This window comes from Parapontixanthobacter aurantiacus (assembly GCF_009827635.1).
Taxonomy (GTDB): domain Bacteria; phylum Pseudomonadota; class Alphaproteobacteria; order Sphingomonadales; family Sphingomonadaceae; genus Parapontixanthobacter; species Parapontixanthobacter aurantiacus.
In genome coordinates, this window is the sequence record NZ_WTYW01000002.1 from 17,124 (window position 1) to 29,689 (window position 12,566).

12 protein-coding genes and 1 pseudogene are annotated in these 12,566 nt (G+C 55.9%); 12 read left to right on the forward strand and 1 reads right to left on the reverse strand.

Annotated features, from left to right (window positions below):
* The first annotated feature begins 14 nt into the window (after positions 1-14).
* From GRI38_RS08290 to GRI38_RS08345, 12 genes are all read left to right on the forward strand, one after another.
* Complete coding sequence (locus GRI38_RS08290; protein ID WP_160682566.1) at positions 15-1,685, forward strand: class I adenylate-forming enzyme family protein; 1,671 nt, start codon at positions 15-17, stop codon at positions 1,683-1,685.
* A gap of 85 nt (positions 1,686-1,770) precedes the next feature.
* Positions 1,771-2,622 (forward strand): alpha/beta fold hydrolase, encoded by an 852-nt coding sequence (locus GRI38_RS08295; RefSeq protein WP_098106019.1) that lies wholly within the window; start codon positions 1,771-1,773, stop codon positions 2,620-2,622.
* An 18-nt stretch (positions 2,623-2,640) separates the two neighbouring features.
* Entirely contained in the window at positions 2,641-3,564 is a 924-nt protein-coding gene (locus GRI38_RS08300; RefSeq protein ID WP_098106020.1) for a catechol 2,3-dioxygenase, read from the forward strand.
* 2 nt (positions 3,565-3,566) lie between these two features.
* A complete protein-coding gene (locus tag GRI38_RS08305; protein WP_160682568.1) occupies positions 3,567-3,998 on the forward strand; it encodes a GlcG/HbpS family heme-binding protein in 432 nt (143 codons plus the stop codon).
* A gap of 39 nt (positions 3,999-4,037) precedes the next feature.
* Positions 4,038-5,522, forward strand: coding sequence for a 2-hydroxymuconic semialdehyde dehydrogenase (locus GRI38_RS08310; protein WP_160682570.1), 1,485 nt, complete (start codon positions 4,038-4,040; stop codon positions 5,520-5,522).
* A 4-nt stretch (positions 5,523-5,526) separates the two neighbouring features.
* The gene (locus GRI38_RS08315; protein WP_098106023.1) at positions 5,527-6,339 is read left to right on the forward strand and encodes a fumarylacetoacetate hydrolase family protein; all 813 of its coding nucleotides are present in this window, start codon (positions 5,527-5,529) and stop codon (positions 6,337-6,339) included.
* Between the two features lie 23 nt (positions 6,340-6,362).
* Positions 6,363-7,301, forward strand: a complete 939-nt coding sequence (locus tag GRI38_RS08320; RefSeq protein WP_098106379.1) for an acetaldehyde dehydrogenase (acetylating) — start codon at positions 6,363-6,365, stop codon at positions 7,299-7,301.
* Positions 7,298-8,329 (forward strand): 4-hydroxy-2-oxovalerate aldolase, encoded by a 1,032-nt coding sequence (gene dmpG, locus GRI38_RS08325; RefSeq protein ID WP_098106024.1) that lies wholly within the window; start codon positions 7,298-7,300, stop codon positions 8,327-8,329. The genes GRI38_RS08320 and dmpG overlap by 4 nt, the downstream gene beginning before the upstream one ends.
* 1 nt (position 8,330) lies before the next feature.
* Positions 8,331-9,101, forward strand: coding sequence for a 2-keto-4-pentenoate hydratase (locus GRI38_RS08330; RefSeq protein ID WP_098106025.1), 771 nt, complete (start codon positions 8,331-8,333; stop codon positions 9,099-9,101).
* Between the two features lies 1 nt (position 9,102).
* Complete coding sequence (locus GRI38_RS08335; protein WP_098106026.1) at positions 9,103-9,309, forward strand: 2-hydroxymuconate tautomerase; 207 nt, start codon at positions 9,103-9,105, stop codon at positions 9,307-9,309.
* Complete coding sequence (locus tag GRI38_RS08340) at positions 9,306-9,593, forward strand: 2Fe-2S iron-sulfur cluster binding domain-containing protein (protein ID WP_098106027.1); 288 nt, start codon at positions 9,306-9,308, stop codon at positions 9,591-9,593. Before GRI38_RS08335 ends, GRI38_RS08340 begins: the two co-directional genes overlap by 4 nt.
* A 295-nt stretch (positions 9,594-9,888) precedes the next feature.
* Complete coding sequence (locus GRI38_RS08345) at positions 9,889-11,121, forward strand: NAD(P)/FAD-dependent oxidoreductase (protein WP_202389927.1); 1,233 nt, start codon at positions 9,889-9,891, stop codon at positions 11,119-11,121.
* Between the two features lie 384 nt (positions 11,122-11,505).
* Here GRI38_RS08345 and GRI38_RS08350 read toward each other — a convergent pair.
* Positions 11,506-12,505, reverse strand: a pseudogene (locus GRI38_RS08350) (IS110 family RNA-guided transposase).
* Positions 12,506-12,566: the final 61 nt, after the last annotated feature.

Below are 12,566 nucleotides of genomic sequence, written 5' to 3' on the forward strand. Positions count from 1 at the left end.
AACACGAGGTTGTCATGGGAAGAGTTTCAGAGGCAAGAGATCAGTTCCCCAAGGACATTGGATGCGATCGGGCGGGGCAAAATGCCACCGAAGACGTGAATGTCCAGATGTTGCCGCGTGAATTGATACGTCGAACCGGAAGCAATAATCCGAAAAAGGTCGCCTATGTCTGCGGGGACCGCGAAGCGAATTGGGGTCAAATGGATGCTCGCTCGGATCGCATTGCGGCCGTCCTGCTTTCGATGGGATGCCGTGTCGGCGACGCGGCTGCCATCATCGCTCCTGAATGCATTGAGGTTTATGAACATTTCTTCGCCTGCATGAAGACGGGCGCAATCCGGGTGGGAATAAATCGCAGATTCACTCCTACTGAAATGATTCATGTGCTTAGAGATTCCAACGCAAGGTATCTCTTTGTTCACGCGTCTTGTACTGATCAAATTGAAATTATCAGAGACGTTCTCGATGAGCTCGATATTGGGGTCATCGGTTTCGGCGGTGGTCATAATTTCGCGAGCGACCTTGATACATTGACGGATGCCGTAGCCTCAGTGCCGGATATGCCCTTGCTCTCATCCGAAAATCCGTTGTTCTACAGCTATACTTCGGGAACTACCGGTGTGCCAAAGGGCGCTGTTTTAACCCACGGTGCGGTGACTGTCACAATACTTCATGCGCTGGCGGAATTCGGCTTCGTTCGCGATGATCGATTCTTCCTTCCAACCGGAAATGCCTGGGTTGCTGTGGTTCTCGCGTTTCTCGGTCTTGGCAATGGAATGACGCACATTATTGCTGATGGCGACTATGATCGGGGCACCTTCTTCGATACCGTGAAAGAGAAATCGGTCACGGCATTTCTTCTCGCTCCGACAATGCTCAAATGGGCACTTGAGGACAACAAGGCGACGCCGTTCGATCTCTCCTCCGTCCGCTTGATTGTCTATGGCTCCTCCCCCGCTTCTCCGCACCTCATCAGGAGCGTGCATGAGACTTTCGGTAAAGACATGATCAATGTCTATGCGCTCACCGAGACGACTTGGGGCGGGGTCTCCTTCCTCTCGCCGGAAGACCATCGGCGTGGTCTGAGCACAAAACCGAAGCTGCTTTCTTCAGTCGGGCGAGTTGCGTCTCATTTTGAAATTTCAATCCGAAGCGAAGACGGGCAACCAGTGGCCGTTGGGGAGCCCGGTGAAGTTTGGCTTCGCGGGCCCACGGTTATGGCCGAATACCTGAATCTGCCGGAGCAAACGCAAGAAGTGCAGAGTGAGGGTTGGCTCCGCACGAATGATATCGGCTCGCTAGATGAGGAAGGCTACCTATATCTTCTGGATCGACAGAAGTTTCTCATAATTTCCGGGGGAGTTAATGTTTATCCCGCTTCCGTCGAGGAAGTGATCGTTAAGCATCCGGGTGTCGCGGATATTTGCGTTGTGGGACTGCCTCACCCGGAATGGGGTGAAGCTGTTGTAGCGGTTGTTCATCGCGCTGATTCCCATCCCGAGCTGAGCCACACTGAATTGATCGAGTTCTGCAGGGACAAGCTCAACCGTCCCTCGGTTCCAAAGCACATTGTCTTCACACAAGAAGACTTTCCGCTGACGACAAACTTCAAAGTGCGAAAAAATGATGTTCGCAATCTGCTGATGTCGAGGCCGCAGGACATACCTTGGGATCTCGAAGGGTGAAATAGATCGGCAATCCGAAGGTTGGTGTTGTTGCCTTCCTGAACGGCTTGCACTGTCAGTAATAGAAAAGGATTGGCTTAAAATCATGGTAGATGCGAACCAAGAAGCCGCGCGCGCAGAAGTTGGCCAATCATTAGACGTTGGAGGATCCTCGACGAATTATCACGATGTCGGTGAAGGCCCGCCGGTTCTCCTTGTTCACGGTTCTGGCCCAGGGGTCACCGCCTGGGCAAACTGGCGTCTGAATATTCCGGTCCTTGCCGAGAGTTTTCGCGTCATCGCGCCCGACATGTTTGGTTTTGGCTATTCTGACAGCAAAGGCCGAATTCAGGACAAGCAGGTCTGGGTCGATCAATTGGCCTCCCTTCTCGATGCGTTGGGTATCGACAAGATTTCGATGGTTGGAAATTCGTTCGGTGGGGGGGTCACACTCGCTTTCATGATTGCGCATCCTGATCGGGTCGATCGTGCAGTTCTCATGGGGCCAGCAGGTCTGAATTTCCCCATCACCCCGGCGCTGGACAAGGTCTGGGGATACGAGCCATCGATTGAAGCGATGAGAGAGTCTCTCAAATATCTCGCCTGGGACCATTCTCGCCTGACGGACGATCTAATTCAATCACGTTACGAGGCCAGCATCCGTCCCGGCATGCTGGAACCCTATCGCGAAACCTTTGGTGGCGAAGATCGCCAGAGCAATGTCGCCATGCTTGCCAGTCGCGAAGAGGACATCGGCAATATCGAGCACGAGACGCTAATTCTTCATGGAATTGCCGATCAGGTAATACCGCTGGACTCAACCGTGCGTCTGGCCGGCCTGATGAAGCGAGCAGATCTTCATCTGTTCTCCGAATGTGGTCACTGGGTCCAGATTGAACGCCTGGCGAGCTTCAACCGGATGGTGACGGAATTCTTCAAACACGGCCTCAAGGCTTAATTAGAGAGGAGATCGATCATGGCAGTTACCGGAGTTATTCGTCCCGGATACGTACAGTTGAGGGTTCTGGATCTCGAGGAGGCGATTGAGCATTATCGCGATCGTATCGGCCTTAATCTCGTCTCACGCGAGGGCGACCGTGCGTTCTTCCAGGCTTTTGATGAATTCGACAGGCACAGCATCATCCTGCGCGAAGCCGACCATCCGGGCATGGACGTGATGGGTTTCAAGGTCGCTAAGGATACAGATCTCGATCATTTTGCCGAGCGTTTGCTCGATATGGGCGTTCATGTGGATGTGCTTCCGGAAGGTGAAGATCCTGGTGTTGGCCGCAAGATCCGGTTCAAACTTCCAACGCAACATGTTTTCGAACTCTATTCCGAGATGGAACTGTCGCAGACCGGCCCAGCAATCAGCGACCCGGATGTCTGGGTGGTTGAACCGCGAGGCATGCGTGTGACCCGGTTCGATCACTGCGCACTCAACGGGGTAGATATCGCTGCTTCAGCCAAGATCCTGGTCGATGCTCTCGATTTCTCGATCACTGAGGAACTGGTCGATGAGGCGAGCGGGGGACGCATGGCAATCTTCCTCAGCTGTAGCAACAAGGCGCACGATGTCGCGTTCCTCGGCGCTCCGGAAGACGGCAAGATACATCATACGTCTTTTAACCTGGAATCGTGGCACGATGTGGGCCACGCTGCGGACATCATCAGCCGCTACGATATTTCGCTAGATATCGGCCCGACGCGCCACGGCATCACCCGCGGTCAGACAATTTACTTCTTCGACCCGTCAGGCAATCGCAACGAAACCTTCAGTGGCGGGTACTTCTATTATCCCGACAACCCTCGACGCACGTGGAAGGCCGAAAATGCCGGTAAAGCGGTCTTTTACTACGAAAAGGCACTCAATGATCGCTTCATGACGGTCAATACCTGATCATGGAGGGTGTTATTTCGATCCAGACGGTCAGTCATGAACTGGCACTCACGGCCGTAGCAGCGGCTGTTTCCAGGGGGGCAGACATGGACTGTCCGGTGGCTGCAGCCGTCGTCGGTGCGGGAGGAGATCTGCTCGCTTTTCTGCGTGCCAACGGTTCGCCTGCACCATCAAACAAGATCGCCCAGGACAAGGCCTGCACCGCAGCCAGCTTTCGGGTTCCTACGCCGGACTTTTACGTGATGGTCTCGGGCAATCCAGCGCTGCGAGACGGGATTGGAAGGCAGCCCGGGATTGCTATGTTTGCCGGTGGATTGCCGATCGAAATCAACGGAGAGTGTGTCGGCGCAATCGGGGTCTCGGGCGGATCAGAAGAACAGGATGTAGAATGCGCCAATGCTGGCCTCGCCGCGATTGACGCCCGACAGTTTTAACAATCAGTCCGAATTGCAATTCTAGGATATTCCGTAGCAATGACATCCTATGCTTCCCCTGCAGTGACAGACACTGTTCTCAACTTTATCGACGGTACCTATCGCGAGGGAAGCGAGGGCAAGTCGTTCCCCAATTTTAATCCAGCCACTGGGGAGCAGATAGGTCTCGTTCAGGAGGCAAGCGCCGACGATGTCGCGGACGCGGTTGCCGCTGCGAGGAATGCGCTCAATGGGCGCTGGGGCAGCATGACTACTTCTGAGCGTGTCAAGCTGATCACCGCCGTGGCGGCAGAGATTGAGCGCCGATCCGACGATTTTCTGGCGGCGGAAGTGGCCGATACTGGCAAACCTCGCGCTGTCGCCGCCCATATCGACATACCTCGCGGCGCAGCGAATTTCAGGATGTTCGCCGATGTAATTTCGACCATGCCCGGCGAGAGCTTCATCACAGACACGCCCGATGGAGGGCAGGCCAACAATTACACGGTTCGCAAGCCAAAAGGGGTAATTGCGGTAATCTGCCCCTGGAACTTCCCGCTATTGCTGATGACTTGGAAGGTCGGCCCGGCACTGGCTTGTGGTAATACCGTAGTCGTCAAACCTTCGGAAGAAACACCCCGGACGGCCGCTTTGCTTGGTGAGGTGATGAACGCAGTCGGAATGCCAGATGGCGTCTATAATGTCGTTCATGGCTTCGGGCCTGGCTCGGCGGGTGAGTTTCTTACGTCAAATAGCGACGTCGACGCGATCACTTTCACCGGAGAGACCGGCACCGGCGAAGCTATTATGCAAAAGGCAGCAGTCGGCGTGCGGGACGTATCGTTCGAACTGGGAGGAAAAAACCCAGGGATTGTTTTCGCGGACGCTGATTTGAATAAGGCCGTAGAAGGGCTGTCGCGCGCGATTTTCATGAATACAGGACAAGTGTGTCTGGGGACGGAGCGTGTCTATGTTGAACGTCCTGTCTACGAGGAGTTCGTCGCGCGAATGAAGGAGGCCGCGGAAGGATTCAAGCCAGGTGCGATCGACGATCCCGCTTACCTTGGTCCGCTGATAAGCGCTGAGCACCGCGATAAAGTTCTGGGTTACTATCGCCGCGCCGTTGAAGAAGGCGCGACCGTGGTGACCGGCGGTGGCACTCCTGAGCTTTCCGGGCCAGAATGGGCAGGCTTTTTTGTTCAGCCCACCGTTTGGACCGGACTTTCACACGACAGCACAGTGATGCGCGAGGAGATCTTTGGTCCTTGCTGCGGGGTAATTCCCTTCGACGAGGAGGACGAAGTCATCGCGCTGGCGAATGATTCGCCCTACGGCCTATGTGCCTCAATCTGGACTGAGAACATGTCTCGCGGACACCGCGTCGCGGCAGCGATGGATGTCGGTGTCTCCTGGGTGAATTCCTGGTTCTTGCGGGATCTTCGCACGGCCTTTGGTGGCTCTGGCCATTCGGGAATTGGTCGCGAAGGTGGGGTGCACAGCCTCGAATTCTATACCGAACTTAACAACATTTGCGTGAAGCTGTAAGATCATGACTACCAACACGACTATTGACCCAGCCATCATTGATCGGGCCGCTTGTGCTTTGCGCGAGGCGGCTAAGAGCGGCAAGGAAATCGACCCTGTCAGGGATATGATCAGCGCAGGCGGTTTGGACGCGGCCTATGCTGTGCAAGAGAGCAATACCAGACATTATTTGGCCAAGGGGCGGCGTCTGGTTGGGCGCAAGATCGGCCTGACGTCGCTGGCTGTCCAGAATCAGCTCGGGGTAGACCAGCCCGATTACGGCATGCTGTTCGCAGATATGGACGTGGCAGAAGGCATGCCTGTTTCACTCGATCGGGTTATCCAGCCCAAGGTCGAGGCAGAAATCGCAATAGTCGTTGGCCGCGATCTTCCGCACCCTGACCTGACGACTGCTGAGCTGATCCGGGCAATCGAATACGTCGTGCCTGCGATCGAAATCGTCGATAGCCGGATTGCGAACTGGGACATCAAGATTTGGGATACGATTGCCGACAATGCTTCAAGCGGCCTGTTCGTCCTGGGCGCGGTACCGCGCAAGCTCGAAGGGATCGACCTGCGCAGCTGCGGCATGGTTATGGAATCAAAAGGCGAACCGATTTCGGTGGGTGCCGGAATTGCGTGCCTGCATAGCCCGATTACCGCTTCCTTGTGGCTGGCCCAAGTGATGGCCAAGGCCGGGCGCCCTTTGATGGAAGGTGACATCATTCTGTCAGGAGCGCTTGGGCCGATGGCCGGGGTTTCGCCAGGCGATATCGTAGAAGCGCGGATCAACGGCCTTGGAATAGTCCGGGCAGTATTTGCTGCAGACGCAAACTAAAACATGAAGTGGAGACTGGTCACATGACCAAAATGAAATGCGCGATTATCGGGTCTGGAAATATCGGAACTGATCTTATGATCAAGCTGCTCAAGGGTTCAGACACACTGGAATTGTCTGCGGTGGTAGGCATCGATGCGGCATCTGAAGGTCTGGCTATGGCACAAGAGCGAGGCGTTAAGACCACGCATGAGGGGATCGAGGGCCTGATGCGTATGCCGGAATATGCGGAAATCGGCATCGCCTTCGATGCTACTTCAGCCTATGCGCACAAGGCGCACGATGAAGCTTTCGCTCGCGAAGGAAAGCTAATGGTTGATCTTACGCCGGCGGCAATTGGACCAGCCACCATCCCTCCGGTCAACCCGGCAATCGACCCTTCAGTGCGAAACATCAACATGGTGACCTGCGGCGGCCAAGCAACGATCCCGATCGTGGCGGCGGTATCCCAGGTCGCGACGGTGCACTATGCCGAAATTGTGGCGTCGGTTTCTTCGCGTTCTGCTGGGCCAGGAACTCGCGCAAATATTGACGAATTCACTCGCACAACCGCCAGAGCGATCGAAACGGTAGGTGGCGCGGGCAAAGGCAGAGCGGTGATCATACTCAATCCCGCCGAACCGCCGATGATTATGCGCGATACCATATTCACGCTGTCCGAGATGGTCGATGAGGGCAAGGTCCGCGATTCTGTTCATGCGATGATTGCCAGGGTTCAGTCATATGTGCCGGGGTACCGACTCAAACAGGACGTCCAGTTTGAACGTTTCGGCTCGAACCGACCGCTCAAGATTCCGGGCTACGGTGAATTCGAAGGTCTCAAGACCAGCGTGTTTCTCGAAGTCGAGGGAGCAGGGGACTACCTCCCTAACTATTCGGGCAACCTCGACATCATGACAGCGGCTGCAAAGGCCGCGGGAGAAAGTCTGGCCAAAGCACACATGGAAAAGAGTGCAGCATGACGTTCAACCCCGAATCCGACCGCCTTTACATTCAAGATGTGACCTTGCGCGACGGGATGCACGCCATCCTTCACATGTATGGAACGGACAGCGTTCGGACGATTGCCAAAGCGCTGGATGATGCGGGAGTCGATGCGATCGAGGTATCGCACGGCGATGGCCTGAACGGATCGACCTTCAATTATGGCTTCGGTGCACATACCGACTGGGACTGGATAGAGGCGGCAGCCGAGGTTATCCAAAACGCTGTCCTGACAACGCTTCTTGTTCCTGGTATCGGCACGGTCGAGGAACTCAAACAGGCCTATTCGATGGGGGTTCGCTCGGTGCGTGTTGCGACGCATTGTACCGAGGCTGACGTTTCCAAACAGCACATTGGTATTGCCCGCGATTTGGGCATGGATGTCTCTGGCTTCCTGATGATGAGCCATATGATCGATGCAGAGGCATTGGCCCAACAAGCGCAACTGATGGAAAGTTATGGCGCGCAATGTGTCTATGTCACGGATAGTGGTGGCGCGCTTGATATGGATGGCGTTTCGGAGCGGCTTCAGGCTTATGAGCGGGTACTCAAGCCCGAAACCGAACGCGGTATTCACGCGCATCATAACCTGTCGCTCGGCGTGGCGAATTCGATCGTCGCGGCTCAGGCGGGGGCGGTGCGGATCGATGCGAGTCTTGCCGGAATGGGGGCGGGAGCAGGGAATGCGCCACTCGAAGTTTTCATCGCGGCCGCGAACCGCAAGGGTTGGAAGCATGGATGCGATGTAATGGCATTGATGGACGCTGCGGACGACCTGATCCGACCCCTGCAGGATCGACCGGTTCGAGTTGATCGGGAAACGCTTAGCCTTGGCTATGCTGGTGTCTATTCCAGTTTTCTGCGCCACGCGGAGAAGGCCTCAGAGCAATATGGAATCGATACTCGTGAGATCCTCGTCGAACTTGGCAACCGTCGCATGGTTGGTGGCCAGGAGGATATGATCACCGATGTTGCGCTTGATTTGATCAAGGCGAAGGCTAGCTGAAATGGATAGGCTCTTACGCTACGCCGAAACGCTCGACACAGCTGCACGAGAGGCGAAGGCGACTGCACAGGTAAAGCCTCAAGACCACGCTTTCACCGTAGCCGAAGCATATCAGGTCCAGAAATTATCTGTAGATCGCCGTTTGTCGCGCGGAGAGAAACGCATTGGTGTAAAAATGGGGCTGACCAGTCGGGCCAAGATGCAGCAAGTCGGGGTTGAAGAGGTCGCCTGGGGGCGCTTGACCGATGCCATGCTTGTAGAGGAAGGCTCAGCACTGTCGCGCAAACGCTTTGTCCATCCCCGCGTCGAACCGGAGATTGCCTTTCTGATGAAGGCACCTCTGGCCGGTGATGTGACGCCAGCAGCAGCAATGGCAGCGGTTGAAGCGATTGCTCCGGCAATGGAGATTATCGACAGCCGGTACGAGAACTTCAAATTTACGTTGGAGGATGTGATCGCCGATAATACCTCTTCGTCGGGCCTGGTCATCGGCTCATGGGGCGATCCTCGAATCGATTTTTCGAACCTCGGCGTCATTCTCGAGATTGATGGCAAAGTGGTCGAAGTGGGTTCAAGCGCAGCGATCCTGGGGAATCCAGTACGTTCGTTAGTCGCGGCGGCGCGGCTGGTCGCTGAAGCAGGCGAACGAATTGAAGCCGGCGATCTGGTGATGGCCGGAGGAATTACCGCTGCGCCTAACCTGGCACCAGGCCAGACTGTGCGAAGCACAGTGCAAAATCTTGGCGCGGTCATGTTCCAAGTGGAAGCGTGATATGCCGATAATTGAAGTCAATCTGCTCGAAGGACGTCCGCCTGAAGCCAAGGAACGCTTGATAAAGGCCCTGACCGAAGCGGCCATCCAGTCGCTCGGCGCTCCGCGCGAATCAGTTCGCATCATTCTGCGGGAGATGCCGCCCGCGCATTTCGCAGTCGGTGGGCAGAGCGTGGCGGCCAAAGCGGCCGAAAATATGAAGAAATGAGCGCTAAGCTTTATCAAATAGAGATCGTCGGCGGCAGCCAGTTCGCGTGCTCCGAAGAGGAACGCGTACTGTTCGCAATGGAACGCAGAGGGTTATCCGATATCGGCGTGGGTTGCCGCGGAGGAGGATGTGGGTTCTGTCGCGTTCGGGTGGTCGAAGGCGAATACAAGACGGGCAAGATGAGTGTCTCGAAAATATCTCCCGAGGACCAGGCCAAAGGTTTTGTGCTAGCTTGCAGGCTCTATCCGTTGGAAGACCTGAAGCTCGAAGTCGAGCAGAATTGAAAACGTGTTGTTTCGGATGTGTATTCGGAGAGCGTCGGCAACTGATGGATCAACCGATGCTGCAAGACTGCGGATAAATGCTCACTGACCGGGCTTTACGAAATCAGTTCGGATACGGGATCGCAGGCGGCAAGTGGATCCGGAGATGTTTTTCAGGAAACATGCTTGGATCCTCATTAGCCTTTTTCAGCTCTTGCACAGCGCTCATAAATACTGATGGCGACCGAGCAAAGTGGTCGTCGCACAAACACTTAAGAGGCAAGAGCAATCAATTTGCCCCAAGGAAGGATAGAAAATGGGTATCCGCTCGATTGCTGTCATCGGAGCAAATCTCGCCGGAGGCCGTGCCGTGGAGGCGTTACGGCAGTCTGGGTTCGATGGCCAGATCGTATTGATTGGTGAAGAACCGTGGAGGCCCTACGAAAGGCCGCCATTATCAAAGGAGATGCTTTGGGATCCTTCGAACACAGCAGACAATTTTTTTCTGCAAGATGACTCATGGTACGCTGACAACAAGATTGATCTGCATCTGGGAATGCGCGCCGAAGCGCTTGACCTGGCTTCCGGCGAGGTCAGCTTGTCGGATGGCAGGCTGATCCCGGCTGATCGGATCTTGCTGGCCACAGGTGGTTCAGCTCGCAAGCTGAACATCCGGGGAGCTGATGCTGCAAATGTACATTATCTCCGCACGCGCGATGACGCAGTCCGCATGGCGGCTGATTTGGTGGACGGAGCGCGAATAGTGGTCGTCGGAATGGGTGTAATCGGGGCGGAGGTGGCGGCGAGCGCAACAAAGCTCGGTTGCAAGGTGACTGCCATCGAGCCCTTGGCGGGACCGATGATTCGATCCCTTGGGCCGCAATTCAGCCAATGGTTGGGCGAGGAACATCGCAATCGCGGTGTCGACACCCGATTCGGCCGAGGTGTGAGTGGAATGAGGGTGGTTGACGGCCGGGTGAGTGAGGTCGAGCTAGACGATGGATCGCTTGTGGCTTGCGATGCTGTGGTGGTCGGCGTGGGCATCGCTCCGGAAGTTGGCTTGGCAAAAGGGGCGGGGATTGCAACCGATAATGGTATCGTCGTTAACCGTGAGTGCCGTACCAGTCACCCGAACGTCTTCGCGGCGGGTGATGTGGCTCAGCAAGAAAGTTTCTTTGGCGGCCGAATTCGTCACGAAACCTACCAGAACGCGGCAGAACAGGCGGATGCGGCCGCCTTGGCGATGCTTGGTCACGAAAGTGATTATTGCCGCCCCGCATGGTTCTGGAGCGACCAGTTCGATCTCAACATCCAGTTTTGCGGTCACATTCCGGTCGATGCGGAAGTAACCGTGCGAGGTCAAATCGAAAGCAACGCCTTCGCCGCTTTCTTCCGCTTCGATGACGTCATCGTAGGAGCGTTGACGGTCAACCGTCCGGCCGAGATGAGCATCGGTAAACGCCTGGTCGAACGCCGACACCACGCCTCGGCAGATCAACTTGGTGATCCAGATTTTTCTCTTCGCGAGCTGCTCAAACCGGCTCGATGAACGCAAATGGCTGTGCCCGGCCAGAGAAGGTGCCCTAGATCTGTCCCCCGTCAGCACCCATGGCACAGGTTTGAGGTTGTGATTTAAGGGGGGTTTGGGTCTCGTCGTAGTGACGAAGGAACGAATCTATGGACGCCTCCCGCGCAAGGTGGATTTTTGATCGTGCTGCGGCATTGGATGCGTGAATCTATCCGGCCTATCGATCGAAGCAAACTTGCTTCTGGCCATGATGCGAATCCGCGCGGTTCAGTGCCTTCTAAGATGAGCGGCCTCGAAGGCCATCGTTCCTCACAGGCTGTGAAGCGGCGGTCCGTGCCGTTACACCATCAAGTCTTCACCTCGCATTTAAAGCCATTCGTGATCCCGCTCAGCGCTGAGCCATGGTCACGCGACCTTGTAGCTCTCTCCGCTGCGCAATATCGCCCATGCCATGCGAGCCGTCTTATTCGCCATGGCGACGAGCGTCTTGTTGTGCCCAGCTCGGGTTAGCAGGTCCTGCGCCCATTTTGATCGCGGGTCTTCGTGCTTGCTGATCCTTAGCAATGCTGATCGAGCCCCGTGAATAAGTTGCCGTCTGAGATAATGGTTGGCCCTGCTTCCGATGCCGCCCAGCCTTGGTTTGTCGCCGGTCGTGTAATGTCGCGGTACCAGACCTATCCAGGCAGAGAGGGCTCCGGCTTGATTTGAAGTGTCGGCCATCGTCAATCGCGGCCACCAAGGAGGTCGCGACGATCGGTCCTACGCCAGGTAGCGTGGTCAGACGTTTGCAACGTTCGTCGGTGCGGCAGATCTTGACCAGCATGTCATCAAGAGCCGACACTCTGGCATCAAGGTCGCGATACTCCTCAACGAGTTGTCGAAACAGGGGCTCGGCCAAGTCCGAGAGTTCGGCGGTCTCAATGATTCTCTCGATCTGCAAGCGGAACCGGGACGCACCAGCGGGCATGACTATGCCATACTCAGCCAAAAGCCCACGCGTGTGGTTGATCAAAGCGGTCCGCTGGACGACCAGCCTGTCGCGCGTTCGATGCAGTGACTGAAGATCCTGCTGCTCGACACTCTTCAGTGGCACGAACCGCATGGTTGGTCTGGCAGCTGCTTCGAAAATGGCTTCGGCATCGACTGCGTCGTTCTTCGATCCCTTCACGAACGGCTTTGCAAAACGCGGATGGATGAGACGCACACCGTGCCCCAAAGACTCGAAGGTGCGACCCCAATGGTGCGAGCTAGCGCAAGCTTCCATCGCGACCAATTGTGGTCGTAATCTGGTCACCGCGTCGACAAGCTTGGCCCGCCCAACCTTGCGCGAAACCACTTCGCCATCGTCAGTTAGCCCATAGATGTGGAAGGACTGCTTGCCCAAATCGATCGCCAGCATGTGCATGTGACGAACTCCTCTGCCCAATTGTTGCTGCAATCTTCTTGGCCCGATTGCGGGAGGCGTC